We start from the raw sequence: 26,299 nt of genomic DNA on the forward strand, positions 1-26,299 counted from the left end.
TGACGGCTCGGTTTGTTGCTATCGCCGCGTGGCCTGCTCCAAAGCAGGGACCGGGCCGGGATGGATATTCCAGTCCGCCGCCTTGCCCAGCTCGTTTTTAGGCAGTTCGGGACCGAAGATGATGGAGGCGGGCTGTTCGACGTGGGACAGGAGGCGGGCCAAATGGACGCGCAAGGCGTCGCGGATGCCCGGGTCGGCCTCTCGGCTCGCCTGAAGCACCACGAAGGCCTTCAGGCGGTGGCCTTCTTCCGGGCGCATCAGCCGCACGGCGCAGTCGGCCACGGCTTCATGGGTCAGCAACGCATCGCGGACCCGGGCTGGATAGACGTTGATCCCGGCGACCTGGACGGCGTGGTCCAGACGTTTTTTGACGAAAAAATGGGTGTGGTCCACCCAGTCCAGCATGTCCTGAACCAGGAACGGAGCGGACGAACCACCCTGCTCGAGGTCGCGGACCAGCCGGTCCTCGCCGACCCGTTTCCAGGTGGGCAGCAAGGTCAAAGGGTCGTTCAGTCCGGTCCGGTAGCCGATGGCCCCGTTTTCCGATGAGCCGTAAATTTCGAGCATTGTTTCCAGGCCCAGGCTCTTCAGGGATCGGATGATCTCCGGCGGACAGGGTCCCGTGGACGTGACCCCGAGAACTCCCGGTGGGAATAATTCCCCGGTCTCCACGCAGAGCCGCCAGACATGCGGAAAACCGAGGATCGCGTCGCCCGGACGCAGTTCGTTGATCAGGGCGGAAAGATTGACGAATCGCCGATCCTCGCACGGCACGTTCAGCAGCTTGGGAATCAGAACCGCGTGAATGAACCCGTAAATATGGTGCGGCGGGGCCAGGGCCAGAAAGCGGTTGACGCCGGGGAACAAGTCGGCCAGATGCACGGCGTCCTGTTCCAGGAAAAAGAAGTCGCGAACAACGGTTTTCGGTTCGCCGGTGCTGCCGGAAGTGGAAAAGGCGATGCGGTCCGGTCGCGGACCGACTTGTTCCAAGAGATATCCGGCCCATTGTCCCAGGCTGGGCAATTCGGCCAAAACCGCGGCCTTTTCCGCCGAAAGGCCGAAATACCCGGCCACCTGTTCGGAGACCTGGGCCAGTTCATCCGGCGTTGTCTTCAGCGGCTCCCGGATGAAATCGCTCTCCGCCGCAAGAAGCAGTTCTTCGCCGAACACGTCGGAGATGTTGCGAACCGCCTTGAGCTTGGCAAACGCGACAGCTCGAACCAGGATGAAATAATCGTAACTATCAAGCGCAATCCGCCGCATGCTGAGCCTCGCAGTGGATGCGCGTAAAAATTTTTGTCATGAAAAATAACCTTTCCTGCAAATTTTCCCCGGAAGACATCGAAGACGCCAAGCAAACGGGACGCTTATTGTCCATGGAACTGGAATTGTCCAGGGCGTGCAATCTGCGGTGCATTTACTGCTATGCGGATTCCGGGACGGCCCTGGACGCGGAGTTGTCCCTGTCGGAGATTCTGGACGCCGTGGACCAGGCCGTGGAACTGGGGGCCAGGCGGATCATCGTCCTGGGCGGCGGGGAGCCGTTGGTTTATCCGGACATCCTGGCCATCCTGCGACATATTCACCGGCGCGGAGCGGCCATTGATCTGTTCACCAACGGCACGCGGATCACCGCCGAGCTGGCCGAGGAGTTCATGGCCCTGGGAGTCAGTCCGGTGATCAAGATGAACAGCATGCGCGAGGAAGTGCAGGACGTGCTGGCGGACAAGCCCGGGACCTTCGCGAAAATCCGCCGGGGGCTGCGCCATCTGCGCGACGCGGGATACCCCGGACCGGACCTGCCGCTGGGCGTGCAAACCGTTATCTGCCGCCAAAATCTCCCGGAATTGCCGGACATGTGGGCCTGGATTCGCGACCAGGGCATGGTCCCGTACTTCGAGACCATCACCCTCCAGGGCCGGGCCCGCGAACACCCGGAACTGCTCGTCGGCCCCGAGGAAATCCGGACCCTGTTTCAAACCCTGGCCGACCTGGACAAAACCCGCTTCGGCATGGAATGGGACCCACGCCCCCCGGTGGCCGGCCTGACCTGCAACCGCCATTTCTACACCTGCACGATAACCGTCCACGGCGACGTCGTCCCCTGCCCGGGCGTGGACATCACCGTGGGCAACATCCGCACGGCCAGGCTCGCTGAGATCCTCCACCAAAGCCCGGTGATCCGCGACCTGCGCAACATCCGCGAAACCATCAAAGGAGCCTGCAAATCCTGCGAGTACCACCATTCCTGCTACGGCTGCCGAGGCATGGCCTACCAGCATACCGGCGACTACCTGGCCGCCGACCCTCTTTGCTGGAGAAACCCGGAACGGATCAGCTCATAAACAAGCCATGTGCATGATCAATTCCGATGGTGTCAGCACGGGAATCGCGGCATTCTTGAAATCCGGGACGTTCCTGGTCACGATGTACTGTGCGCCGGCATGACGGGCGGATGCATGGACGACCGCGTCCTCGAAGTCGGCGAAACCAGAGGCAAGAGCGTTCTCCAGCACCACGCGATTCACGGGCGCGACGACGAACAAGGCGAGCAAAGAGCGAACATGGCCCATGGCTGCTTGGGCACCGAGCACCTTGGCCGCGAGGTAATGAATCGTAGTCACCGTCGTGGCGCAAATATAGCCCGTGATTTCGGAGCGTTCCACCTTTGCCAGGAGCAGGGCGGCATCATCGGCAAAGGGTTCTCTGTCCAGCAGGACGTCCAGAACCACGTTGGTATCGAAGAGAACGTTCACAGGTACTTCTCTTCCAGATGTTTCCGGTACTCGCTTTCCTCCACCGGACTTCCTTTCAGAGCCCCTTTGAGGCTTTTCACGACCGGCGGCAGCGGAAACTCCCGGCCCTGCTTTTCATTTCGGATCATTTCAAACAGGTCCGCCACAATTCGTGAAACGGATTTACCCGTCCGAGCTGCGTGTTGCTTGGCCGAATCGATCAGCTCGTCATCCAGGCGCAAGGTCAGTTTCGTATTCATGCTCCCTCCTCTTTCGACGTACACTTTTCCCCAAAGAGTACGTCGCGCTTGAGAGCATGTCAAATCCGGATATATTCCCGGCCAATCTCAAAGGAACGCATCCATGATCCAACTCCCCCACTCCGCCGCCGACCTGATGCCCCACAAGCCTCCCATGCGCCTGATCGACACGGTCCTGTCCGTGGAGCCGGACGGCTCGGGCACGGCGGAGACCGTTGTCCGGACGGACAATATTTTTCTGGACCGGGACGGCGCGTTGCTCCCCGAGGCCGTGGTGGAACTTATGGCCCAGGCCTTTGCCGCGGTCAGCGGCTCCATTGATCTCCAGGCCGGGCGTCCGGGACGGACGGGGTATCTGGTGGGGGTGAAAAAAGTCTCGTTTCCCACTCCGGAAGCCAACCAGCCGAGCGTTTCAGTCGGCGACCGGCTGACCGTCGGAGTCCGGCCCACCGGAGAGTTCGCCGGATTCGTGATCATCGACGCGGAGGTACGTCGTCACGATGACCTTTTGGCCCAGGGAGAACTGAAAATCTGGATCGCTTCGGACGGCGATGAGCAAGGAGGCCCGGCATGACGGTTCACCGCCTGGCCTTGCCCTGTTTTCTCCTCCTCTTGCTGTCTCTCGGACTTGCCCCAACCGCCGTGGCTGACGAATTCAAGGAATTGACGCCGGCCCTACGGGAACGTCTGGCTGTCATTCACCAAGGCACCCGATCGGTCCAAGGGGATTTTGAGCAGGAAAAGCGCCTGAGCATGTTCGACCGAGCCTTTGTTTCCAAGGGCGTCTTCGCCGTGGAGCAACCCGGCAAAATTCACTGGGCCTATCAGGAGCCCTCCGCTTTTGGATTCGCCTCGGACGGGGAACAGGTCCGGCGCTGGAACGAGCACTCCGGGATGTCCGCCCCCTCCCCTCTGGCCCGGGACCCGATCCTCTCGGTGATCGTGGACCAGATGCTGGCCTGGTCAACCATGGATACCGAGAAACTGGAAGCCTCCTTCACCCTTGCCGTACTGGAGACGGCCCCGCTTACCCTGGAACTCCTGCCCAAAGCCCGACAACTCGCGGCGGTCCTCCAGCGCGTCCAGGTCTCTTTTGATCGGGACGAAACCCACCTTCAGGGCATCGTGCTCTTCGAACCCGACGGCGACACCACCCGCATCCGCTTCTTCAACGTCCGCGTCAATGAGGACGTTTCCCCGGGACTGTTCTAGAATCATGGCGCGAACTCCAGCCACGGTGCGCCTTTTCACCGTTTTATTGTCCCATAAAGCCACCTTGCTCCTGCTTCTCGCGGGCTGCCTGTTCGTGGGGCTTTTTTTTCTGTGCCAAGCCACTTTGGCGGAGGACATCGAGGCCATGCTGCCCGACGACGGCTCCGGTCTGGCCGAGGACGTCCGCCTGCTGGGCCATGCGCCGTTTCTGTCCAAGGTGCTCGTGGTTCTGGAACCGGCCCCGGGACGATCCGGACTTGTCGATCTGGAAAAGCTGGAGCGGGCGGCTCAAGATATCAGGACCGCCGCCGGTCCACCCTGGTTCGTCGGTCCAGACCACGCAAGAGAACAGTTGGACGTTCTGGAGAAGGCTGATCAGTTTCTTTCCCTGCTCCCGGCGCTTTCCACGCCATCCGACCTGAAACGCATCGAAGCGTTGATCCAACCGGAATCCGTGCGTCGCGCCCTGGAGGAAGCCCGCGAGACGCTCCTGGGGTTGCAGGGTCTCGGCATGAAGGGGCTGATCAGCTCGGACCCGCTGGGATTGCGGAATCTGATTTGGGAAAAGCTTTCTTCCCTGGACATTCTCGGCGACGGCTTCGCCATGTCGAATCCGGATGAAGGCATTTTCCTGAACCCAAAGCAACCCGGCGCCTTGATTGTCCTGGACACCCCGGTGGCCATGACCGACGCCCGAGGCTCCCGAGACATGCTGGCGGCCCTGGATGCAATTCTGTCCGCTACGCTCGCCAATGCATCTTCGGACGCATCTTCGGACGCATCTTCGGACGCGTCTGCGGGTGATCTTTCGGAGGATCTTTCGGATGATCTTTCGAGCCCGATTCGGGCCTTCGTGATCAGCGGCCACGCCTATACCGCGGCCAACGCCCAGGCCATCCAGCGGGATCTGGCCGTGGTGCTGCCCGTCTCGGCCCTGGGCATTCTGGCCCTGTTCGTTCTGTTTCTGCGCTCCTGGCGGGCCGTCTTCGCCTACGCCGCGCCCCTTGTCGCCATGCTGGCCGGAGTGGCGGCCGTGGCCGCCACCGGCAATCCTCTCTCCGGCATCACGCTGGGCTTCGGGGCCGTGCTCATGGGCCTGGCCGTGGATTACGGGCTGCATGTCTGGTACGGGCTGCGCCGCGGGGCAGATACGGCCCAAACCCTGGCCCTGCTGGCCAAGCCGATCCTGTTCTGCTGGCTGACCACCGCCGGGGTGTTCAGCCTGCTCTTGTTCTCCAGCCTGCCGGGACAGCGCCAGTTGGCCCTGTTCACGGTTTCCGGCCTGAGCGCGGCCATGCTTTTGTCCCTGACGGTCCTGCCGGTTTTGCTGCTGCGCCGAGACAAGCGGCATCAGTCCACGCCAGAGCGACCATTGGCGCATTTGGCCTCATGGCCGACTCGCCGCGGCCCGGCGATCTCGGCGTTCGTCGCCCTGCTGGCGGCCGCCGTGCTCTGCTGGCCCTCGATTCATTTCGACGGACGCCTTCAGGCCATGAGCATGGTCCCCGAGGAACTGGCTCAGGCCGAACGGGTCGTCACGGAGTCCTGGGGCGGAGTGCGCAACCTGGCCATGCTTGTGGCCCAGGGCGATACCCTGGAGAATGCGTTGCAAGCGGCCCATGCCCAGCATGCCTTTCTGGAAAAAGCGGCCCCGGGCACGCCCGTCGTCAGCCTGGCTCCGTTGTTGCCGCCGGGCTCGGTGCAGGATGATTCCATCCAACGCTGGACGGATTTCTGGGCGCAACGAAAAACCGAGCTGCAAGAGATCATGGCCAAGGAAGGCGCCGAACTGGGGTTCGCCCCCCAGGCTTTTGCTCCGTTTTTCGATTTTCTTCAGACCGAGCCGCGCCGGGTGAACGGCGACCTCCTCCTCGGCCTGGGTATGGGAGAATTGATCGACATGCTCGTTGTTCGGGACCATGGGCGCGCGACCATCCTCACGTTGATTCCCGACGAGCCCGAACTCCACGCCCTCCTGCCTTCCGAAACCCGGCTGGTATCCCAGACCCTCCTGGGCCAACACATCGCCGCCGCCCTGTACCGAGACATGTCCCGCTTTCTCCTGGCCGCGGGAATCTTCGTGGTCCTGACGACCGCGATTTTATTCCGCAACCCGCGGCAAATGCTCCAGGCCCTGACCCCGTCCCTGGCCGGATTGTCCGCCCTGATCGTTGTCGTGACACTTCTGGACATTCCCTTTAATCTCTACTCCGTCGCGGCCACCTTCCTGGTGCTGGGGCTGGGCGTGGACTACGGCATCTTCATGGCCATGCGTCACGACAGGCAAAGCAACAGCCTGGGGACAGACCTGGGCACGGGACTGGACACTGACCTGGACACCGAAAGGGCCGTGCTGGTTTCCGGCCTGACCACCCTGCTCGGCTTCGGAGCCCTGGTCCTGGCCGGACACCCGGCCCTGCACTCCATCGGCCTGACCGTCCTCATCGGCATCGCCGCCGCGATCCCGGCGGCCCTGTTCGTGGTGCCGAGTCTGGAGCCGCCACCTTCAACGAACATGAAAAATACCACACCAGATCATAAGTTGCGTATGAAGCATGATGAGTTGTAGCCTTGCATCTGAATTCCATCGGGAGGCAGTTTATGACCGAGCTTACCTTCGAAACCATTGTATCTCCTAAACATGAACTTTGTTTTAACTTGCCAACCTCCTTGCCGATCGGCAGCGCCATCCGCGTTACGGTAGAAGCGGTCCAAGAGAACTCGCATGCACGTCGCTTCTCCCCCAAGTCGGAACTCGGCCGCAAGCTCTTAAAGGCACGAGAAGAATATGTTCAGCAGGGAGGAAGACTCCTGAACTGGGATGAAATCAATGAAGAGGTCCGCCGCCGCCGTGGAGGACTGACGGATGAATAAGCGGCGAACATATGTCGATGCCAACCTGCTCATCGCAGCTTGGCGTGGCAAGGATGAGGTCGCTGAGAAGGCATTGAGCATCCTGGATGACCCGTTCCGAATGCTCATTGTAAGTGAAGCTTTGTGGCTGGAAATCATGCCAAAAGCGATATTTCAAGAAGAACATCGGGAAAGAGCTTTTTATGAAGCCATTTTTGCGCATGCGGATCAATGCCCATGGAAGACAAATGTTTTGAAGTCCGCTCAAGACCTTGCTCAACGATATGGCCTCGCCGCAATGGATGCAATTCACATTGCCACGGCCATAGATGCCAGGGCCGACGAATTCATATCTGGAGAAAAGCCGACAAAACCGATGTTCAAGATCAAGGAGATAAAGACTATATCCTTGCGGGACTCGTAACCTGCATCCGCCCATCATGAAGTTCGATTTTTTATTCTTGAAAGCCGGACGCTGTAAATATTGGATTGAAAAGCGCCCCCTTTTGCTCATTTTGCTGGCTCTCCTGTCGATCTTTGCCGGTTGCGCCAAGCCGTACACCCCGCCAGCGAATTTTTCGCCGCTGCCTTCCGGAACCCACATTGCCTGCGTCCACCCGTTTTCCGCCCTGAAAACCCCTCTTCATTTACGCCAGACAGTCATCTGGGAAGCCGGTGACCGGGTTCAGGTCATGCAGGGGATCATGCGGCTTGACGGTGGGCAAAAACAGGTTCGGCTTCTCGGGTTGTCGGAGATCGGGATCAAGCTTTTTGATGTGGCGGTGGGCGGGGAAGGGCACGAAGTTCACCTGCTGGCCCCGGTCGTGGGGTCGGCCCGTAAACTGCTGGCCCGGCAGGTTGCCCGGAGCGTCCGGCGGATATTCCTGACGTATCCGGACATGGCGACGGCCCAAGCCTTTGTCGGAGCTACGTCCGTGATTTTGGCGGATCATACAGACGACGGGAACCAGGTTCTGGAATGTTTTCCGCCGATGGAGACAGCCCTCCGTACGTGGAGCCCGGATCAACGCTGGGAGATTGACCTTGACGACTATTCCCTTATGAACGACATCACGTTGCCCGGGCGGATTGTCTACCAGGACCACCGAGCCGGCTACGTATTGACCATTATCCTGCATGAGGTCTTTGAGCCATGAACACGATCCGCGACGGCATTCTGGCCGCCCGGTTAGGGGCGGCCACCTGGGAGACCGACCAAGCCATCCGTCAGGACTTCTCCTTCCCGCCCGATTTCGTCGGTTTCGCCGGGCACTTTCCAGGAGAGCCGATTCTGCCGGCCGTGGTCCAGATCGGAGTCGGCGTTGTTCTGGTCCAGACCCTCCTGGCGAAGGGAACCGGCCCTTATCGATTGAAAACCGTAACCCGGGCCAAATTCCTGCGGAAACTGAAGCCCGGTGAAACCATTACCGTCCGGTGTGCCAGGCGCGGCCCGGATGGAGGGGCGTTCGACGTCGCCTTGACCGTGGACCAGCAACAGGCCGCGGCGTTCACACTTACTTTCTCCTTGGCCTCCACCTCTGAACCAAGCGACCCCAAGGACGGATAAAACCATGCGCAAACCGTATTTCCCAAAACAGGACGGCCATCCCGAGCCCTTGCGAGCCGTCTGTTCGCGGCGGGTGCGCTTCGAGGAGGTGGACCCGCTGGGCATTGTCTGGCATGGCCGCTATCCCAGTTTTTTCGAGGACGCCCGAATGGCCCTGGGCGACAAGTACGGCATCGGCTACATGACCTTCTACGAGCACGGCGTGGTCACGCCCATCAAGATGATGCACGTGGACTACCACCAGCCCCTGCGCTTCGGCGAAGAGTTCACCGTGGAAGGGATCCAGCATTTTTCGGAGTCCGCGCGGATCAACACCGAGTACGTAGTCCGCAACGGCGCGGGGGAAATCGCCACCACCGGCTATACCGTGCAAATGCTCCTGGACCTGAACATGAACGTGCTCATCGCCCTGCCTCCTTTTTTCGAAGCCTTCTGCGACCGATGGAAACGAGAAGAACCATGCGCATGCACCTGATCTACCCCAAATGGCCCAAGCTCGAACGCCAGACCGAGTTCCACCTGCCGCCTCACGGGCCGGTGGTGTTCGCGGCGGAAGTTCCCGAGGACGTGGAGATCACGTTCACGGACGAAAATCTGGAACCCCTGAACTTCGACGCCTCCACGGATCTGGCGGCCCTGTCGGTGATGCTCACCTGTCAACTGCCCAGGGCCCTGGCCATCGCGGACCGCTACCGGGAGCTGGGCGTGCCGGTGCTCATGGGCGGGATCGGGACCATGCTCCACGCCGAGGAGGCCGCCCGACACGCGGACTCGCTCTTTCTGGGCGAAGTGGAAGGCCGCTTCGCCGCGGTGATCCGGGATCTGAAGGAAAACCGCCTGCGCCCCGTCTATGACTATCTTGGCGCTCCTCCGGACATCTCCCTGGCGGGAACGGCCCGGCGCACCATTCTGAAGCGCGACCTGTACAATTACCGCGGCGTCCAAATGGTGGACCTGCTCCACGCTTCCCGAGGCTGCAAGTTCAACTGCATGCCCTGCTGCGTGGCTTACCTGGGCGGCAAGTCCTTCAGGCCGCGCCCCATTCACAAGGTCATCGCGGAGATGGAGTCCATCGCCAACAACCGGCTGTTCTTCGTGGACAATTCCCTGGCCCAGGACCGGGAGTGGTTGAAGGACCTGTTCACGGCCATGATCCCCTTGAAACGCAAATGGATTTCCCACCCGATCATGTACGACCCGGAAATCCTCGACCTCGCGGCCCAGGCCGGCTGCTGGTACGTGTACCAGGCGGTCATCGACGACTCGAAAACCATTCGGGAACGGATCAGGATGCTCAAGGACCACGACATCGGCATTGAAGGCACCATCCTGCTGGGTCTGGACGAACACGACGAATCCTACATCAAGCGGATGGTGGACTTTCTCCTGGAAGTGGAGCTGGACATGGCCGAGTTCACGATCCTGACCCCGTTCCCGCACACCCCCATCCGGGAGATACTCGAAAAGCAGCAGCGCATCATCAGCAACAACTGGCTGGACTACACCTGCGACAAGGTGGTTTTTCTTCCCAAGCAAATGCCCCCGGAGACCCTGCAAAAGCTCTTTCACTACGCCTGGGACACGTTTTACGCCGAAGGCGGTCCCCAACTGCGCATGGGCAATTTGTTCAGAAAGGTCATTTCCAAGGAGATGGACGACGGCACCTATCGCCGCTACGACCCGAAACGCAAACGGGCCTTTCCTAACACAACAACGGCATTTTCGGGCAAGAACCGACACCGCTGAAGATTTAACCACGGGGGACACGGGGGACATTTTCCGAAAAAACCAAGGTTTCTTTCCCCGTGATCCCCGTGTGCCCCGTGGTTAAACATCTTGGCCAGACGATGGAAATGAAAGTGTCGCCGTATTGCTATGAATAACCCGGACACGGAGCAATCCCGCCATGATTGATCTTGTACCTTCCACGCGCCGATGAAAATACTCCTGCTTGCCACGAACACGGATCGCGAGCCCTACCCGGTGTATCCCCTGGGCATGGCCGTGGTCGCCCAGGCATTGTGCGCCGCGGGTCATGAAGTCCGGCAGATCGACTATCTGGCCATGGGCGAGTCCGACGAAGCGCTGCGCACGGCCTTGCTGGAATTTCTGCCCCAGGTTGTCGGCCTGTCGCTGCGCAACATCGACGACGTGGACTCCTGCGGCTCCCCGGAACAGTGGTTTCTGGACCGGAGCAGGCGGATCGTGGAACTGCTCCGCGCGACCCACGACGTCCCGATCATTGTCGGCGGTCCGGCGTTTTCCATCATGCCCGAGGCCATCCTGGACTATCTGGGCGCGGATTTCGGCGTGGCCGGGGAAGGGGAGCGGGCCGTCCCGGACCTGCTCTCCCGCATCGAACGGGGAGAGGCCGGGCCGCGGATCGTCAAAAGCGCCCCACTGGACGCGACGGGGATGCGCTCGCCCCGGATGGACCCCGTCATCCTGGAGTATTATCAGCGGGAAAGCGGCCTGCCGGGCGTGCATACCAAACGAGGATGTCCGCACGACTGCGTGTATTGCAGCTATCCGGCCATCGAGGGACGCACCATCCGTCCTCGGGACCCGGGGCATGTGGCGGAGGACATGGCCGTACTGGCTCGGGACCACGGAGTGGACCACGTTTTTTTCACCGACTCCGTGTTCAACGACGATCAAGGCCACTATCTGGCCGTGGCCGAGGCCCTGCTCAGACGAAACCTGCCCGTGCGCTGGAGCGCGTTTTTTCGCCCCGGCCCCATTCGCAAGGAGGAATTGGACCTGCTGCTCCGTTCCGGCCTGCTGGGCATGGAGGTCGGCTCCGACGCCCTGGCCGAAGCGACCCTGGCCGGGCTCGGCAAAGGCTTCTGCTGCTCGGACGTGTTGCGGTTCAATGCCGCCTGCGCGGCCCGAGACATTCCCCTGGCCCATTACCTGATCATCGGCGGACCGGGGGAAACCGAGGCCACCATCAGGGAAACCCTGGCCAACCTTGAAAAGATGGAACACTGCGTGGCCTTCATCTACTCCGGTTTGCGCATCCTGCCGCGAACCAGGCTGCACCGCCGCGCCGTGGCCGAAGGCCTGATCGACCGACAAACCTCGCTGCTTCATCCGGCCTATTACCACAGCCCGCTGCTGGATCGGGAAATCATGCACGCAACCGTGAGCCAGGCCCTGCGCGGACGGCGCGACCGCTTTTTCCCGCCGCGAAACGCCCAGGACCGCATGAACGTGATGCGCCGCTTCGGATACCGCGGCCTGATCTGGGATCAGTTGATCACCGCGGAGAAGCAGCGTCGGGAAAAAAATGGGAACGGCCGGGCGAACGGGAGGGCGAACGGCGGCTCGTCAAAAGAGGCTTTTCCCGCCGCATCACCGCATTGCTCCCAAGGAAGCGCCCAAACCGCGCCCTTCTCGCCGCCCCTCGCCGCGCAACACCTCGCGAGCATTTCGACCTCCAAAGCCTGACACCCGACTTCACCCAATCATGCCCACCCTTGACCACAATCGCGTTCTCCTGGTCCATCCTTTGGGATACGCCGCCGGACGGGCCGGTGGAGACATTTCCCGCTTGGCCAACATCATGCCGCCCCTGGGGCTGGCCACAATGGCCGCGTACCTGGAAAAACTGGGCATTGAGTCGGACATCGTGGATTTTTACGCCTGGCCGGACTCGGAACGGCGGATGCGCGACCTGCTGCTGGAAAAGCGGCCAGGGTTCGTCGGCTTTTCCTGCACCACCTCCGCCTTCCTGGACGGGGTCCGGCTGGCCGGGCTGGCCAAGACGGTGCTCCCCGGAGTGCGCGTGGTCTTCGGCGGGGTGCATGTCTCGGCCTTGCGGGAGCGAATGCTGCGCGACCATCCGGTGATCGACCACATCGTCGTCGGCGAGGGCGAGCAGAGCCTGGCGGAGCTGATCCAAACCGAAGGCCGGAGTCACGATGTCCTCGGAGTGATCTCCCGAGGCGCTTGCGCCGACGAAATCGTCTTTGCCGGGCCCCGGCCCCGAATTCCGAATCTGGACGACCTGCCGTACCCGGCCTATGAGCGCCTGCCGGGCTACCCCGGCCGCTACACGCTGCCCGTGTTCAACTACCCCACGACGCCCAATGCCAGCGCCTTGTCCAGCCGCGGATGTCCGTACGCCTGCGCCTATTGCGACCGGTCCGTGTTTGAGCGCAGCTACCGCTTCAATTCCGCCGCCTATCTGTACGACCACATGCGCTATCTCAAGGAGCGCTTCGGCATCCGGCACGTCAATTTCTACGACGACCAGTTCACGTTTCACCTCCAGCGCATCGAACAACTCACGGACCTGCTGACGGATGCGCCCCTGAACATGACCTTCAACTGCGCGGTGCGCGCCGAACACGTCACCGAGCCCTTGCTTGGCCGCCTCAAGGCCGCCGGATGCTGGATGATCAGCCTGGGCATCGAGACCGGGGATCAGGATCTGCTTCGCGCCATGAACCGCAAGGTGGACCTGGAACAGCTGGCCGAACGCGTCCGGCTGATCAAGAAGGCCGGCATCCGCGTCAAAGGGCTGTTGATGATCGGCCTGCCCGGCGAGACCGAGGAAAGCGTGGAAAAAACCCGAAGATTTCTGTTCTCCCTGCCCGTGGACGACTTCAACCTGACCAAGTTCACCCCCTTCCCCGGCGCTCCGGCCTACGCGACCATCCGCGACCACGGGGAGTTCGACGAGGATTGGAACCGCATGGACTGCATGCACTTCATGTTCGTGCCCCGAGGTTTTACCCGTGAACGCCTGGAAAAGCTGCACGTCTCCTTCTACCGCCAACACTACCAGCGCCCCCGGGTTCTCCTGGACTACGCCACCATGCTCTGGCGCTCCCCGGACAGTTGGCGTCGGTTCCTCCTCAATCTTGGATCATTCATCCGCTTTGCGCGGGGCCGGGACAGGTTCGATGGTGCGTGACACGGAGCGTAACCGGGAACCCCGCATCCTCGTGGTCGTGCCCGTGTACAACCACGGGGCCACGCTCAGGCAGGTGGTGGAAGGCGTTTTGGCGGTGCATCCGGACGTGCTGGTGGTGGACGACGGGAGCACGGACCAGGGGCTGGAGCGAATCGCCGACCTGCCCGTTCAGGTCCGGACGCACCGGACGAACCAGGGCAAGGGCGCGGCTGTCCGCACTGCCGCCGAAGCAGCTACGGCCCTCGGCGCGACGCACATCGTGACCATCGATGCGGACGGGCAGCACGATCCCGGCGATTTGCCCCGTTTTCTCGACGCCGTCCGAAATCACCCTCTGGCCGTGATCGTGGGCGCACGGGATTTCGCCGCGGCCAACGTGCCCCGGGCTTCCAGGTTCGGACGCCGGTTCTCCAATTTCTGGCTGCGTGTTCAGACCGGCCGCAAACTCCTGGACACGCAAAGCGGTTTCCGGGCCTACCCCGTGGCCCTGTTCGAACACCTGAAGTTCACCGAAACCCGCTACGCCTTCGAGGTGGAGGTGCTGGTCCGCTCGGCCTGGGCCGGGCTGGATCTGCTGGACGTGCCCGTAAGGGTCCACTATCCCCCGGCTGAGCAACGGGTTTCCCATTTTCGAGCGTTCATGGACAATGTCCGGATATCCTGGCTGAACACCCGGCTGACCCTGCGCTCCATGCTCCCCTGGCCCCATCGCCGGATCATCGAACGGACCCAGGGGAGCGCGGCCATAAGCGTCATTCGGCCGATCCAGTCCCTGAAGATCCTGCTGCGCGAAGCGGTCACGCCGAGCGGTCTGGCCAGGGCCGCGTTCCTGGGCGTGTTTTTGGGGACATTGCCGCTGGTGGGCATCCATACCATGGCCATCCTGTTCACGGCCGGGTATCTGGGCCAGAACCGGGTGGTGGCCGTGGCCGCCAGCCAGTTGTGCATGCCGCCGCTGGTGCCGGCGCTGTGCATCGAGGTCGGCCATTATCTGCGCCACGGCTCATGGCTGACGGAGTTCACCGTCCAGACCCTGGGCCATCAGGCCCCGGCCCGGCTCTGGGAATGGGTGCTCGGTTCCCTGGTGCTGGCCCCGATCCTGGCCGCCCTGGTGGCCGCGACGACCTTCGTCGCGGCCCACCTGCTGCTCCCGTCCATCCGGCGCGGCCCGAAAGGGAGCGACGCATCATGACCCGCTCCACTCCCCCTTCCTGGTCCAGCCGGAGCATCGCCGCCGGATGGCAGCACCAGTTCTTCTATCTGGCCGTTCGCCTGGGCGGGCGTCGCCTGGCCTATGCCTGGACCTACCCGGTGGTTGCGTATTACCTGCTCTTTCGGCCCCGGCTTCGGGCCAGAACCCGGCATTATCTCCGCCGTCGTTTTCCGAACCACGTCGGTTTCCGGGCCTTCAGGGACAGTTTCCGGCTCAGCCTTTCCTTTGCCCAGGCCCTGGTGGACCGGGCCAGGGCGGGCATTCTCGGACCCGAATGCCTGGCCGTTCGCTTCGACGGGATTCAAGCGCTCCGGGAGTTGCTTGATCAAGGACGGGGACTGATCCTCATGGGCGCCCACGTGGGCTGCTGGCAGGCGGCCATGTCCGGCCTGAACAGGCTTCAGGTTCCGACGCACCTGCTGATGCAGCGGGACCAGGGCGACGTGGACCGGCACTACCATGAGCATCTGGGAGGAGAACCTCCGTACCGGATCATCGACCCCAACGGCTTTCTCGGCGGGGCCGTGGAAATCGTCCAGGCCCTGGGACGCGGGGAAATCGTCAGCGTCATGGGCGACCGGATCTTCGGCCACGATGAGAACCATCTGGAGCTGCCGTTTCTGGGCGAACCGGCCGCCTTTCCGGTAGGGGCCTACAAAATCGCCGCCACCACCGGGGCGCCCGTGGCCGTGCTCTTCTCGCGCAAGACCGCTCCCGACGCCTATGCCCTGGACCTGGCCCGGGTGATCCGGGTCCCCCGAATCCGAGACCGTCGGTTGGAGGCCCTGCGACCGTTCGCCCTGGAATTCGTGGAATCCCTGGAAACGTATGTCCAGGCCCATCCCTACCAGTTCTACAACTTTCACGACATGTGGAACACACCAAAATAACGAATTAAACCAAGTTCGAAGCGAGCAAAGGACGATACAATGACCTTCAAGGAAAAAGTCAAACAAACCCTGGTCGAGGAACTGAATCTGGAGGACGTCTCCCCCGAGGATATTGACGACGACGCGCCGCTCTTCGGCGAGGGACTGGGGCTGGACTCCCTGGACGCCGTGGAACTGGTGGTGATCATCCAGAAGCACTTCGGCGTGGTCATCGCGGACATGGAGCAGGGTCGGGCGGCCTTTCAATCCGTCAACGCGCTGTGCGACTTCATCCAGGAGCGCAATCCCCAGTGAGCGTACCGTGTCCCAACCATACCGCGACCAGCCCCGTGCCGGTATCCGTAACGGGAATGGGATGCATCTGCGCTGCCGGTTTGAACCTGGAGCAATGCCTGGAAACCATCTTTTCCGGCCGGCGCGCCCCGGCCCCGCCTGGGCGATTTCAGAGCAGCCATCCCACGGCATACCCCGTCTTTGAGATCCCCGAAGCGTTTTTCGCGGAGAACCAGGATACCCGCCGGACCTTGACCGTGCGCTTCGCCCTGCACGCGGCCCGTGAAGCCCTCCGGCAGGCGGGCTTGTCCGCGGATCGTTGCCGAACGTCGCGCATTGGGGTGTGCATCGGCACCACCGTGGGCGGCACGCTGAACAGTGAGGAGTTTTACCGAGAGTACCTCCAATCCCTGCATCCGGACATGGAGCCGGTTCGGCGCTACCTGCGCGGCAACCCCGCCTCGGCCATCGCACGGGAATTCGGATTCCGGGGGCCGTGCCAGACCGTGACCAACGCCTGCTCCTCTGGCACGGACGCCATCGGGATCGGAGCCGGGTGGATCCGGGCGGGGTTGTGCGACGTGGTGGTGGCCGGGGGCGCGGACGAGCTGTGCCGGGTGACCTACAACGGCTTCGCTTCCTTGAAGATCATGGATTCGGAGCCGTGCCGCCCTTTTGACCGGGCTCGCCGGGGGCTGAATCTGGGAGAGGGCGCGGGGATCATGATCCTGGAGGCCCAGCCTTCGGGAAAAGAGACGGAGAAGGGAGTATTGGGGGGGAATCCCGAGAAAATTCTCGGAAAAATTCTCGGAAAAATTCTCGGATACGGAACGGCCTGCGACGCCCACCACCTGACCGCGCCGCACCCGGAAGGACTGGGCCTCAAAAACGCCCTGGCCGAGGTTTTGCGCATCGCCGGTCTGACCCAGGACGACATCGCCTTTGTCAATGCCCACGGCACGGGAACCAAGGACAACGACGCCGTGGAAAGCAAGGTTTTGGCCGAGGCCTTGCCCGCCGTCCCGTTCCTGTCCACCAAAGGGGCCACTGGGCACGCCCTCGGCGCCGCCGGGGCCATCGAAGCCGTGCTCAGTCTGGCGTTTCTGCGCCTGGGCAAGGTCCCCGCGAGCCCCGGATTCAGCGATCCGGGCGAGGACATCGCCCTGTCTCCCCTCACCACAACGACCAACCGCGACCAGCCCCACGCCCTGTCCCAATCCCTGGCCTTCGGCGGGACCAACAGCGTCCTGGCCCTTTCCCGGTGAGAGGGAGACGAAAATCAGGAACCCGGATTCAGACGCAGGGACAGTTCGCGGAGCTTGTCGGCCATGTGACGGATGGCCTGGATGCGTTCGGGGTGAGCGTGGATGCGGCGATAGAGCCATTCGGCAAGGTAGACCAACTCGGATTCGCTCAGGTCGGGGCGGGAGCGCCCGGCGGCGAATATCTCCAGCAGCTCCCGACGGGCTTGTTCCCTGGCGGCGATGGCCTGCATGATGCCCTGGGCCGCGGCGTCCCGCTCCAGGCGTTCGGCCAGAATCCGGACCTGGTCGTCCGGGGCCTCTTCCTGGGCGGTCAACAGCTCGGTCTCGGCCACCTGATAGCGGGAGTGGGCGGCATAGGCCTTGGTCTGGGCCTGGAACCACCGCTCCATCAGGGCCGGAGCGTTTTGATGGTCCGCGTAGCTTTGCACCGCCTGGGCCAGGGCCGCTGCGGAACCGGACAGCAAACGGTAAAACTCCTGCTGCTCCTGGATGGTCAGGCCGCGCTCTTCGGGTGACGCCGCCGGAAAGGACCACCGGGCCGTCCGAAGCGCTTCATCCAAAGACTGTTCGAAGACCGGCACGAACAACGCCCAGACGTTGTCCAGGATCTCGGGCTGAAGCAGGTTTCGGAATATCTCCTCCCTGCCCTGGACCAAAGAACCGCTTTGATGGTCCAGACCGACCAAGTCCATGCCGTAGCGCCGATTCAGGGCCGAAAACTGGAATTGCAGCCGTCCCCGGGCTTGGGGATTGAACTCGGACTTGGGCGGATGATATCCGGCCACGATCCGCTGGGCCAGGTCGTTGAAAAACGCTCCGCTGATGTTCGTCGGTCCGGTGGGCTGGGGTTCATCCAAAGAGTCTTCCAGGGCGTCTTCCAGAGGGCCTTCCAGAGTGTCCGGCCGGGTTTCCGGCTGGGTTTCCGGCACGCCGGGATCATCCGTCTCGTCGGGCGGGGCAATTGATGGGTCAGGTGGAGACCCGGGAGTTTCTAAGGGCTCGCCATCAAGCAAGTCCCTACCGAAGGGGGAATCGGAAGGAAGAGTCGGGAGGGGCGCGACGTATCGTGAGTCCGCGGGAGCTTGCGGTTCGGGAGCAACCGTCCGCGCGGGGGGAACATCCACCAGCGCCTGCTCATCTCCGGGACGCCACACCAGGATCAAGACCGCAGCGGCCAGGACCACCGCGCCGATTGCGACCATCAGGACCTTGCGCACGACGCCCCTCCTTATGTTCGACAGGGTTACTTCACGGCTTCATAAATCCGCATCGGAGGAATGTTCAGCAGTTCGAACTCGGATTTGACGTTCCGGAAAAAATGCTCCAGATGCACGAACAGGTGGTCGTCCTTCTGGTAGAACGTCTGGTAGGCCAGAAATTTGCCGTTCTCGGCCAGGATCTGGTGGGTTTGATGAATGATTTCCTGTCGGGTTTGTTGGTCGAGGTAGGAAAAGGGAATTCCGGAAATGATGTAGTCCGGCTTGCCCGGCAACTGCCCGTTGACCAGGGCGCCGACGTTTTCCACGCTGTCGTTGAAGATGTGCACCCGCTCGTTGCGAAACGCCTTGGTCAGACATTTAAACATGTCCTTGTTGCGCTCGATCAGGACGAGATGAGCGCTGGGCCGCATTTTTTTGAGCAGATACTCCGTGAACACGCCGGCCCCGGGGCCGTATTCGACGATCACGTTGGCCTGGGTAAAATCGATCTTTTTGCACACCCGTTTGACCCCAAAGGGGGATGTCGGCGTGATGGAGGCGACGTTTTTGTCGCGCAAAAAACATTTCACATAGTTGACTGTGCTCATGACGCTGCTACTTCCGTGTTGAGTTGTTTGAATTATTGTGGGCTCCCAGGTCCAAAATAGCAAGCGCGCGTCGCTTGGATAATTTTGACAACCCGGCCAAAGGATGCTTTGTTCCCAGGGGCTTGCCTTCAGCCGACCCAAGGCGGGATTTCATCATCGATTTCGTGGCCGAAAAAGCTTGGCTCCGCTCGCCGAAGACGGCATCCCCATGTTCGGCTGGTAAGCCATACATGCTGTTTTTTTCAAATGTCAATGCGCGCCCATGCGGCGCCTGAAATGCATTCCGATCGACACGGAACCAGTCAGGAGCGAACTGATGAACCATATCGAGCAAATGGCCGACGAACTGGCGACCGAAGTCATTTCCGAAGCCGCGCAGACGTTTTTCGGGCAACGCAAGGCCCTTGAAGAAGAAATGGACCAGTTCATGACCCGTTCCCGGCAAGTGCAGGAACTGGGCAAACGGGCCATCCACGTGCAAAACGTCCTTTACGGCGTCTTACTGGACGCGGAGTCGATCCAGCTCTTTTACGCCGACCTTGGCCTTCCCGCTCCGGCACACCCCAGCCCCGCCCCTAGGGAGGAAATCGCGCGCCAACTCTCCAAGCCCGCTGCCTGGACGCTACGCGGCAGATACTCTAAATTGCTGCTTTCCGCGTACTCTCGCACCCAGGCTGAAGTGGACGCCTATCTGCACGGCGGATACAGGGACGATCCAACGCACCCCAAACGCAAAATCGCTTTCAGCGGATATCTGAGGCTGGTGGAGTGGGCGGAAAAGCTGAACCGGACCATCACCAAGCTGAACACGGAACAGGCCCCTGGAGAGGTGCTTCAATTCGTGAAAAGGCTGGATGCCCGATCCTGCTCCATGGAAAAGGCCGCCGGAGCATCATGCGAAATCGGCAGGGACCGGGGCATGCTGTTCACGTGCATTGATTTCGCCTCGCTGTGCCTGCCCGTTTTTCCGGAGTACCCGCCCCCGGACACCGTGCAAAAAACCATCCGGCAATTCGCCAAGACAACCTGCGCCCGTCGCGAAGCGGACGTTCGCGAGTTGTTGCGGGATATGGGAAAAGCGGGCGCGTAGCCGGCAACCATCCTCAACCATCAACCCGTTCCTTCGGGAGGAATCGTGACGTCCGTCGAGAAGAAACGCAAGGGAATCATTCTGGCCGGAGGCTCGGGCACCCGGTTGTATCCGCTGACCAGGGCCACGAGCAAGCAACTGATGGCCGTGTACGACAAACCGATGATCTACTATCCGCTGAGCATGCTGATGCTGGCGGGCATCCGGGAAATCCTGGTCATCACCACCCCCGAGGACGGTCCGGCCTTCCGGAACCTGCTCGGCGACGGAACCCAATGGGGCGTCCGATTGGAATACGCGGTCCAACCCGATCCCGGCGGCATTGCCCAGGCTTTTTTGATCGGCCGCGACTTCCTGTCTGGCGAGGGATGCGCCCTGATACTCGGGGACAACATTTTTTACGGCCACGGATTGACCGATAAACTACGCCGAGCCATGACCGCCCATCACGGAGCCACGGTGTTCGGGTACTGGGTCAGCGACCCGGAGCGCTACGGCGTTGTGGATTTCGACGACCAGGGCCGAGCCCGAAGCATTGAGGAAAAGCCTGTGGTTCCCAAGTCCAACTGGGCCGTTACCGGCCTCTATGTGTACGACCACCAAGTCGCCAAAATCGCCTCCGAACTGCAACCCTCCTCTCGCGGTGAGCTGGAGATCACCGACGTGAACATGGCCTACCTCCAGCGCGAGCAGTTGCACGTGGAGTGCCTGGGCCGCGGCTATGCCTGGCTGGATACCGGCACCCACGCTTCCCTGCTCCAAGCCGGCAATTTCGTGCAGACCATGGAAGAGCGTCAAGGATTGAAGATCGCCTGCCCGGAGGAGATCGCCTACGCCAACGGCTGGATCAGCGCCGACGAGGTCCTGGAGCTGGCCAAACCGCTGCGCAAAAGCGGATACGGCCGATATCTTGAGGCCCTGGTCCGCCGCGACCCGCGCTTCTCCGATCAGGAGCCCCGGCCATGAACGTCCACGTCACGCCCCTCGAAGGGGTTGTGTTGGTCGCTCCAAAAGTCTTCGGCGATGCTCGCGGCTTTTTCCTGGAAACGTTCCAGGCCCAGCGCTATAAAGAAACCGGCATTCATGCCCCATTCGTCCAGGACAACCACTCCCGGTCCGCCCGGGGCGTGCTGCGTGGGCTGCACTACCAAATCGAAAGGCCCCAGGGAAAACTGGTCATGGTCACCAAGGGCGCGGTATTCGACGTGACCGTGGATATCCGCCGAAACTCGCCGACCTTCGGCCAATGGTTCGGGGCTGAACTTAACGACGAAAACCATCACCAGCTCTACGTTCCTCCCGGGTTTGCCCACGGATTCTGCGTGCTCTCGGACCAAGCGGACTTCATTTACAAATGCACCGAATACTACACCCCGGAACTGGAGCGCTCCATCATCTGGAACGACCCGGACATCGCCATCGTCTGGCCCCTCAAAGCCCCCAGCCTCTCGGCCCGGGACGCCCAGGCCCCGCGCCTGAAAGACGTCCCACCCGCCGATCTCTTCTGATCCCGTCGCCCCCACCCCGCTCTCCACGGCCGGAATGCACAGCGCATCCCGGCCGTTTGTTTTTTCGCCGCTATCTCTCCGATCCATCGAAAAATCAAATCGATCAAACTTGACGTCATTCGTGAATCCGATTGGACGGAAACTCCAAAAACCGTGTATGCAGCGCCAGATCATGTTCGAACTTCATTTCACCTGTCCAAAGCAAGGCAAGGAATTCCGATCCGCGCGATGGTCCGTGGATCCGGACCTGGAAGCCGTCACCGACCCGGAAGGCCGCAAAAACCTGCGCGGCCTGGTCCACGTCCCCTGTCCCTTCTGCGACGAACCCCACTCCTACGCCCCGGACGCACTGGCATGCCCTCTCCAGGCCTCGAACGCCGATCAAGTACCAGGCTCCCAACACTGACCTCTGACTCCTGACCTCTGTTTTCTGCCTTCATCCTTCATCCTTCAACCTTCACCCCAAAGGAGGACCCCCCCCATGTCTCGGGCCGTTAAAAACATCTTCGCCACCACCCTGGGCATCATCGCCGTGGGTTCGATCATCGGCGTGGTGGCCGGTTTTCTGCAGCAGGCCGGAAACCCGGCGAACATGGCCATCTGCGTGGCCTGTTTCGGTCGGGACATCGCCGGGGCCATCGGCATTCACCGTGCCGCAGTGGTCCAGTATCTCCGCCCGGAGATTTTGGGCTTTGTCCTGGGCTCCTTTGCCGCGGCCCTGGCCTTCAAGGAATTCAAACCCAGCGGCGGCTCCGCGCCGGTGACCCGGTTCGTGCTGGGGATGATCGCCATGATCGGAGCCCTGGTCTTTCTGGGGTGCCCCTGGCGGGTGATCCTGCGTCTGGCCGGCGGGGACGGCAACGCCCTGTTCGGGCTGGCCGGATTGGCCGCCGGAGTGTGGATCGGCACGCTGTTCTTCAAAAAAGGCTTCAATCTCGGTCGCGGCCAGGTCCAAAGCTGGAGCGCGGGACTGATGATCCCCCTGCTCATGCTCGGCCTGCTGGCCTTGCGGCTGCTGTATCCACCCGTTCCCGGCGAGGCCCAAAGCGGCGTGCTCTGGTACTCCCTGAGCGGACCGGGCGCGGCCTACGCTCCATTGGGCTTTTCCCTGGCCGCGGGCCTGGGCATCGGCTTTCTGGCCCAACGCAGCCGGTTCTGCACCATGGGCGCGATCCGGGACGTGATCCTGTTCCGCCAGATGTACCTGATGTACGGATTCATCGCCCTGCTGGTCGCGGCGTTCATCACCAACCTGTTCCTGGGCCAGTTCAACCCCGGATTTGAGGGCCAGCCCGTGGCCCATACCATGGGGCTTTGGAACTTCCTGGGCATGGTGGTGGCCGGCCTGGCCTTCGCTCTGGCAGGCGGGTGCCCCGGCCGACAGTTGTTCATGACCGGCGAGGGCAACACGGACGCCGGAATCTTCGCCCTGGGCCTGCTGGCCGGGGCGGCCCTGGCCCATAACTTCGGCCTGGCCAGCTCGCCCGCGGGCATCGGCCCCCACGGCATGGCCGCGGTGATCATCGGCCTCGCGGTGCTGGTGTTCATCGGCGTGGCCAACTGCAAAAAATCCTGAAGACGGAGAAACGATCATGGCACGACAACACATTGACGCACGCGGCTTATCCTGCCCCCAACCCGTGCTCCTGGCCGCCAAGGCCATGGACGCGGCGGACGGCGGAGAACTGGAAATCCTCATTGACAACGAAGCCAGCCGGGAAAATGTCGGACGAGCCGCCCAAAGCAAAGGCTGGACCGTGGCGGCCAGCGAGGAAGTGGACCAGGATTTCCGCCTGGTGTTGACAAAGTGATCGGCTTCCTCCGCAACCTGTTCGGCAAGAAGGATGACGCCAAGCGCGGCGTCTCCGAAAAGGGCCTGCTGCTCTACCACAGCACCGGCGAGGTGATCCGGGCCGAGACCCTGCTCAAGGAGGCCGGGGTGGCGGTGGCGGTCAAGGGGCCGCCACCGGATCTGCGCCAGGGCTGCGACATGGTCATCGAGTTTCCGCTGCTGGAGGAGATGCGCATCCGCGAGCTGCTGGAACAGGCGGGCCTCGCCCCCATGCGCGTGGCCGCGGCCCAGGACCATCTCCTGGAGCCCGTGTCCCTGTACCATGTCAAGGATTTCGGGGACTACCTGATGGTCCGGGCCGCGAACATGAAGATCACCATGGACAAGCGGGACCGCCGGATCGTCAACGTCTCCGGCGGAGGCTGCCCGGACGTGCCCTTTCTGGCGGAAACCCTCGTGGGCAAGGTCCTGGACCAAGCGCCGGAACCTCGCTCCCTGGGCCGAACCCTGTGCGGCTATTCCCTGCAACTGGCGTTCGAGGAGTTGCGCCGCCGATGTCCTGGCTGATCGTGGGCAGCGTGCCCCGGGCCGACTTCCCCCTGGTCCGGGGCGACTACGTGCTCCAGGGCGACACGCTCATCTTGAACGGCCGACATGCGGACGAACAGCGCATCCGCGTGGCCCGAGGCACCCCGGCCCTGATGGCCGTGGCCGCCGCGGCCGCCGAGGTGCTGGGCATCCCCGCGCCCCAAGCCCTGGTGGCCGGAGACATCGGCACCGGGGAAGGCAGTCGGGCGGTTTACGCCCATCTTGTGGAAAACATCGACCAGATCGATCATGCCGGCCTGACCTTTCACTACCTGCTGCCGGACATCGCCTGGCACAATCAGGTGCTCTGGGCCCTGGAAGCCAGAAACCCGGCCCCGCTCTTGGCGGCGGACGCCGGGTTCATGTACGCGGCCAAGATGAGCGGCTACGCCGCTCACTACGACCTCTTCACCCCGGACGCCGGGGAAATGGCCTTCCTGGCCGACGAGGTCGCCCCGCACCCGTTCTACACCCGGGGCTTTCTGCTCCAGGAAGAGGACCGGGTCCCCGAGCTGATTGAGCGGGCCTACGCCGAGGAAAACGCGGCCAGGCATCTGCTGGTCAAAGGCAAGACGGACTACGTGGTCGCCCAAGGGACGACAGTGGCCGAAATCAGCGCCCCGGACGTCCCGGCCATGGAACCCATCGGCGGCACCGGAGACAGCCTCACCGGCCTGGTCACGGCCCTGCTGGCCTCGGGCATGGAGATGACCCAAGCCTGCCGCACCGCGGCCCTGGCCAACCGCCACCTCGGCCACCTCGCCAACCCCACCCCGGCCTTCGGCGTGGCGGATTTGTTGCCGTTTGTGCGGAGGGCGTTGGAGCGGGCGCTGGAATAGGGGAGATCGTCTACCCTGAAACAACAACGCCCCCTTCCCGCGATTCTTGCGGGAAGGGGGCGTTTTATGTGCCGGTGGCGGGCTGACAAGAAGAGAACGAGCGAGCCGCTCCTACGCCAACCGCGCACCAGTAGAAATGATTTCCTGAACAAACGAGTCGGGATGCTCAAAGTCTTTCCGGGAAAAGGAATGCGGCTCAATGCATGCGTCCATGGACCGGGTGAACTGCATCAAGCGCACATCCTCGTCATATCCGTCAATCTCGTCCTTGTCCCAGAACACGGCCAGATCGATGTCGCTTTACCCGTGGGCCGCGCCCTTGGCATGGGAGCCGAAGAGGTACAAGCTGAAAACCGGAATGTTGTTTTCCCGCAGTATCCTCATATAATCTCGGATCACGTTTACTATGCTTGCGGCAACAGTTGCCTGAGCCATTGACGCATCTCCTTGATTTGTTCCGTCATATACTCCCATAAGTTTTATGATTCATAACGGCCTGCATTACAGGAAGGGCGATGTTTTATCGCCCGTTCCTTGTAGATGCAGAGGTTATGGTCAACAACCTACAGGATTTGTTTATAGCAAAAAAATAAAAACAATCTATTCGCATCGGAACCTTATGTTTACTGTTGTTGCCGTCCATCCGGTTGCGCCACCCGTTTCGTCGCTTTTGACTTTGACATCCTTTTCGCCGCATGCCACTTTGGCTTTTTCCAGGGCTTTCATTCTAAGCGTACCGTGACTAATCCCCAAATTACTAGCTTCAGTAATATACATTTCATTCTCACTTATTTTCACCATCCCTGACTTTGCACAGCCAGACACTGCTATTGTCATTAATAAAACCAAAATATTTTTTCTCATCCTCAACGCCTTTCAAATTGTAGAAATATAATAGAAACATATAAAGCGCATCTATGGTTTGCCCAAATAACGAAAAGTGTCCAGACCGGTGAATCGGCTTTCCTCGGAGTCCTCGGCATCTTAAGCAAAACGGACGGTTCTCGGCCCCAGAAACCTTGGCTGTTGACAGCCCGGCCCTCAATTGTCCTTGAACACCTCGTCAACATTCTTGGCGTCCAGGATTCGTTCGGCCCAGAGGTCAAGCTGTTCAGGCGTGGCTTTGCGGAGGCGCTCCTGGACGTCCATGTCCGTGATGCTTTTGCCGAAGCGCTTGGTGATTTGGCGCTGGATAATGGCTTGGCGGCCCTCAATGCGACCATCTTGTTTCCACTGCTCAGCTATCGTCATAATCTTTCCCTCCATGTTCAGGGGAACGTTTTCTTTGACCAGATCATGCACGACGCCACGTTCAATGTCCATGATCTGGGAGAGGTAGCGAGGGATGGTTCAATTTGACAGGACTTTAACCGCATCGCGCCAAATCCAGCCTTTTCCGCAATAATTTCTGCATGTTAACCTGGCCCTTTGCGTAAGACCCTACTGATATCTCTGCTTTTTTGTCAAAAAAACGTTTAATTTTATA

At 61.5% G+C, this 26,299-nt stretch carries 33 protein-coding genes; 24 read left to right on the forward strand and 9 right to left on the reverse strand.

What is annotated here, in order from left to right:
• Nucleotides 1-18: 18 nt before the first annotated feature.
• Nucleotides 19-1,263, reverse strand: coding sequence for an AMP-binding protein (locus C6366_RS04405; protein ID WP_107736133.1), 1,245 nt, complete (start codon nucleotides 1,261-1,263; stop codon nucleotides 19-21).
• 38 nt (nucleotides 1,264-1,301) lie between these two features.
• Between C6366_RS04405 and C6366_RS04410 the strand changes: the two genes are divergently transcribed.
• Nucleotides 1,302-2,345 (forward strand): radical SAM protein, encoded by a 1,044-nt coding sequence (locus C6366_RS04410; RefSeq protein ID WP_199221425.1) that lies wholly within the window; start codon nucleotides 1,302-1,304, stop codon nucleotides 2,343-2,345.
• Here C6366_RS04410 and C6366_RS04415 read toward each other — a convergent pair.
• Nucleotides 2,340-2,756 (reverse strand): PIN domain-containing protein, encoded by a 417-nt coding sequence (locus tag C6366_RS04415; protein ID WP_107736135.1) that lies wholly within the window; start codon nucleotides 2,754-2,756, stop codon nucleotides 2,340-2,342. The two genes, C6366_RS04410 and C6366_RS04415, sit on opposite strands and share 6 nt — an antisense overlap.
• A complete protein-coding gene (locus C6366_RS04420) occupies nucleotides 2,753-2,995 on the reverse strand; it encodes a DUF6364 family protein (protein WP_107736136.1) in 243 nt (80 codons plus the stop codon). Before C6366_RS04420 ends, C6366_RS04415 begins: the two co-directional genes overlap by 4 nt.
• Nucleotides 2,996-3,098: 103 nt before the next feature.
• Between C6366_RS04420 and C6366_RS04425 the strand changes: the two genes are divergently transcribed.
• From C6366_RS04425 to C6366_RS04495, 15 genes are all read left to right on the forward strand, one after another.
• Nucleotides 3,099-3,569, forward strand: coding sequence for a 3-hydroxyacyl-ACP dehydratase (locus tag C6366_RS04425; protein ID WP_107736137.1), 471 nt, complete (start codon nucleotides 3,099-3,101; stop codon nucleotides 3,567-3,569).
• A complete protein-coding gene (locus tag C6366_RS04430) occupies nucleotides 3,566-4,207 on the forward strand; it encodes an outer membrane lipoprotein carrier protein LolA (protein WP_107736138.1) in 642 nt (213 codons plus the stop codon). The genes C6366_RS04425 and C6366_RS04430 overlap by 4 nt, the downstream gene beginning before the upstream one ends.
• A gap of 4 nt (nucleotides 4,208-4,211) precedes the next feature.
• Nucleotides 4,212-6,776 (forward strand): MMPL family transporter, encoded by a 2,565-nt coding sequence (locus C6366_RS04435; protein WP_158269639.1) that lies wholly within the window; start codon nucleotides 4,212-4,214, stop codon nucleotides 6,774-6,776.
• Between the two features lie 32 nt (nucleotides 6,777-6,808).
• Nucleotides 6,809-7,081: a hypothetical protein gene (locus C6366_RS04440; protein ID WP_146164766.1), complete on the forward strand. Its 273-nt coding sequence runs from the start codon at nucleotides 6,809-6,811 to the stop codon at nucleotides 7,079-7,081.
• On the forward strand, nucleotides 7,074-7,484 hold the full coding sequence (locus tag C6366_RS04445; protein ID WP_107736140.1) for a PIN domain-containing protein: 411 nt from the start codon (nucleotides 7,074-7,076) through the stop codon (nucleotides 7,482-7,484). The genes C6366_RS04440 and C6366_RS04445 overlap by 8 nt, the downstream gene beginning before the upstream one ends.
• An 82-nt stretch (nucleotides 7,485-7,566) precedes the next feature.
• Entirely contained in the window at nucleotides 7,567-8,217 is a 651-nt protein-coding gene (locus C6366_RS04450) for a DUF3261 domain-containing protein (protein WP_146164767.1), read from the forward strand.
• A complete protein-coding gene (locus tag C6366_RS04455) occupies nucleotides 8,214-8,627 on the forward strand; it encodes a 3-hydroxyacyl-ACP dehydratase (protein ID WP_107736142.1) in 414 nt (137 codons plus the stop codon). The genes C6366_RS04450 and C6366_RS04455 overlap by 4 nt, the downstream gene beginning before the upstream one ends.
• A gap of 4 nt (nucleotides 8,628-8,631) precedes the next feature.
• The gene (locus tag C6366_RS04460; RefSeq protein WP_107736143.1) at nucleotides 8,632-9,102 is read left to right on the forward strand and encodes a thioesterase family protein; all 471 of its coding nucleotides are present in this window, start codon (nucleotides 8,632-8,634) and stop codon (nucleotides 9,100-9,102) included.
• On the forward strand, nucleotides 9,087-10,373 hold the full coding sequence (locus C6366_RS04465; protein WP_107736144.1) for a radical SAM protein: 1,287 nt from the start codon (nucleotides 9,087-9,089) through the stop codon (nucleotides 10,371-10,373). Before C6366_RS04460 ends, C6366_RS04465 begins: the two co-directional genes overlap by 16 nt.
• Nucleotides 10,374-10,562: 189 nt before the next feature.
• Nucleotides 10,563-12,077 carry a lipid biosynthesis B12-binding/radical SAM protein gene (locus C6366_RS04470; protein ID WP_107736145.1) on the forward strand — a complete coding sequence of 505 codons (1,515 nt, stop codon included), beginning with the start codon at nucleotides 10,563-10,565 and terminating at the stop codon, nucleotides 12,075-12,077.
• 19 nt (nucleotides 12,078-12,096) lie between these two features.
• Nucleotides 12,097-13,548, forward strand: coding sequence for a radical SAM protein (locus tag C6366_RS04475; protein ID WP_107736146.1), 1,452 nt, complete (start codon nucleotides 12,097-12,099; stop codon nucleotides 13,546-13,548).
• A complete protein-coding gene (locus tag C6366_RS04480) occupies nucleotides 13,538-14,740 on the forward strand; it encodes a DUF2062 domain-containing protein (RefSeq protein ID WP_107736147.1) in 1,203 nt (400 codons plus the stop codon). Before C6366_RS04475 ends, C6366_RS04480 begins: the two co-directional genes overlap by 11 nt.
• Nucleotides 14,737-15,651: a lipid A biosynthesis acyltransferase gene (locus C6366_RS04485; protein WP_107736148.1), complete on the forward strand. Its 915-nt coding sequence runs from the start codon at nucleotides 14,737-14,739 to the stop codon at nucleotides 15,649-15,651. The genes C6366_RS04480 and C6366_RS04485 overlap by 4 nt, the downstream gene beginning before the upstream one ends.
• Before the next feature lie 39 nt (nucleotides 15,652-15,690).
• Nucleotides 15,691-15,945: a phosphopantetheine-binding protein gene (locus tag C6366_RS04490; RefSeq protein ID WP_107736149.1), complete on the forward strand. Its 255-nt coding sequence runs from the start codon at nucleotides 15,691-15,693 to the stop codon at nucleotides 15,943-15,945.
• Nucleotides 15,942-17,189, forward strand: coding sequence for a beta-ketoacyl-[acyl-carrier-protein] synthase family protein (locus C6366_RS04495; RefSeq protein WP_233248388.1), 1,248 nt, complete (start codon nucleotides 15,942-15,944; stop codon nucleotides 17,187-17,189). Before C6366_RS04490 ends, C6366_RS04495 begins: the two co-directional genes overlap by 4 nt.
• A 14-nt stretch (nucleotides 17,190-17,203) precedes the next feature.
• On the opposite strand, the gene C6366_RS04500 is transcribed toward C6366_RS04495, so the two are convergent.
• Together C6366_RS04500 and C6366_RS04505 are read right to left on the reverse strand one after the other, a co-directional pair.
• Nucleotides 17,204-18,406 carry a hypothetical protein gene (locus C6366_RS04500; RefSeq protein ID WP_107736150.1) on the reverse strand — a complete coding sequence of 401 codons (1,203 nt, stop codon included), beginning with the start codon at nucleotides 18,404-18,406 and terminating at the stop codon, nucleotides 17,204-17,206.
• Nucleotides 18,407-18,432: 26 nt separating this feature from the next.
• Nucleotides 18,433-18,996, reverse strand: a complete 564-nt coding sequence (locus C6366_RS04505) for a class I SAM-dependent methyltransferase (RefSeq protein WP_107736151.1) — start codon at nucleotides 18,994-18,996, stop codon at nucleotides 18,433-18,435.
• Nucleotides 18,997-19,312: 316 nt separating this feature from the next.
• Here C6366_RS04505 and C6366_RS04510 point away from each other — a divergent pair, with 316 nt between their 5' ends.
• The 8 genes from C6366_RS04510 to C6366_RS04545 all read left to right on the forward strand — a co-directional run bounded on the left by C6366_RS04510 (nucleotide 19,313) and on the right by C6366_RS04545 (nucleotide 24,813).
• A complete protein-coding gene (locus tag C6366_RS04510; RefSeq protein ID WP_107736152.1) occupies nucleotides 19,313-20,086 on the forward strand; it encodes a hypothetical protein in 774 nt (257 codons plus the stop codon).
• Between the two features lie 45 nt (nucleotides 20,087-20,131).
• Complete coding sequence (gene rfbA, locus C6366_RS04515) at nucleotides 20,132-21,052, forward strand: glucose-1-phosphate thymidylyltransferase RfbA (RefSeq protein WP_107736153.1); 921 nt, start codon at nucleotides 20,132-20,134, stop codon at nucleotides 21,050-21,052.
• A complete protein-coding gene (gene rfbC / locus C6366_RS04520; protein ID WP_107736154.1) occupies nucleotides 21,049-21,594 on the forward strand; it encodes a dTDP-4-dehydrorhamnose 3,5-epimerase in 546 nt (181 codons plus the stop codon). Before rfbA ends, rfbC begins: the two co-directional genes overlap by 4 nt.
• Before the next feature lie 172 nt (nucleotides 21,595-21,766).
• Nucleotides 21,767-22,000, forward strand: coding sequence for a hypothetical protein (locus C6366_RS04525; protein WP_146164768.1), 234 nt, complete (start codon nucleotides 21,767-21,769; stop codon nucleotides 21,998-22,000).
• A gap of 75 nt (nucleotides 22,001-22,075) precedes the next feature.
• The gene (gene yedE, locus C6366_RS04530; RefSeq protein WP_107736156.1) at nucleotides 22,076-23,170 is read left to right on the forward strand and encodes a YedE family putative selenium transporter; all 1,095 of its coding nucleotides are present in this window, start codon (nucleotides 22,076-22,078) and stop codon (nucleotides 23,168-23,170) included.
• Between the two features lie 16 nt (nucleotides 23,171-23,186).
• Entirely contained in the window at nucleotides 23,187-23,405 is a 219-nt protein-coding gene (locus C6366_RS04535; protein ID WP_031388611.1) for a sulfurtransferase TusA family protein, read from the forward strand.
• Entirely contained in the window at nucleotides 23,402-23,953 is a 552-nt protein-coding gene (locus tag C6366_RS04540) for a DUF3343 domain-containing protein (protein ID WP_306460421.1), read from the forward strand. Before C6366_RS04535 ends, C6366_RS04540 begins: the two co-directional genes overlap by 4 nt.
• Nucleotides 23,941-24,813: an NAD(P)H-hydrate dehydratase gene (locus C6366_RS04545; protein ID WP_107736157.1), complete on the forward strand. Its 873-nt coding sequence runs from the start codon at nucleotides 23,941-23,943 to the stop codon at nucleotides 24,811-24,813. Before C6366_RS04540 ends, C6366_RS04545 begins: the two co-directional genes overlap by 13 nt.
• A gap of 111 nt (nucleotides 24,814-24,924) precedes the next feature.
• Here the strand turns inward: C6366_RS04545 and C6366_RS19520 are convergent, their stop codons facing one another.
• From C6366_RS19520 to C6366_RS04550, 4 genes are all read right to left on the reverse strand, one after another.
• A complete protein-coding gene (locus C6366_RS19520; protein ID WP_158269640.1) occupies nucleotides 24,925-25,095 on the reverse strand; it encodes a hypothetical protein in 171 nt (56 codons plus the stop codon).
• A gap of 18 nt (nucleotides 25,096-25,113) precedes the next feature.
• Nucleotides 25,114-25,248, reverse strand: a complete 135-nt coding sequence (locus C6366_RS20475; protein ID WP_255412078.1) for a hypothetical protein — start codon at nucleotides 25,246-25,248, stop codon at nucleotides 25,114-25,116.
• Between the two features lie 165 nt (nucleotides 25,249-25,413).
• Complete coding sequence (locus C6366_RS19225; protein ID WP_146164769.1) at nucleotides 25,414-25,677, reverse strand: hypothetical protein; 264 nt, start codon at nucleotides 25,675-25,677, stop codon at nucleotides 25,414-25,416.
• 177 nt (nucleotides 25,678-25,854) lie between these two features.
• A complete protein-coding gene (locus C6366_RS04550) occupies nucleotides 25,855-26,064 on the reverse strand; it encodes a DUF4351 domain-containing protein (RefSeq protein ID WP_158269641.1) in 210 nt (69 codons plus the stop codon).
• Between the last annotated feature and the right edge of the window lie 235 nt (nucleotides 26,065-26,299).

The sequence above is a fragment of the Desulfonatronum sp. SC1 genome (assembly GCF_003046795.1).
Classification (GTDB): Bacteria; Desulfobacterota; Desulfovibrionia; order Desulfovibrionales; family Desulfonatronaceae; genus Desulfonatronum.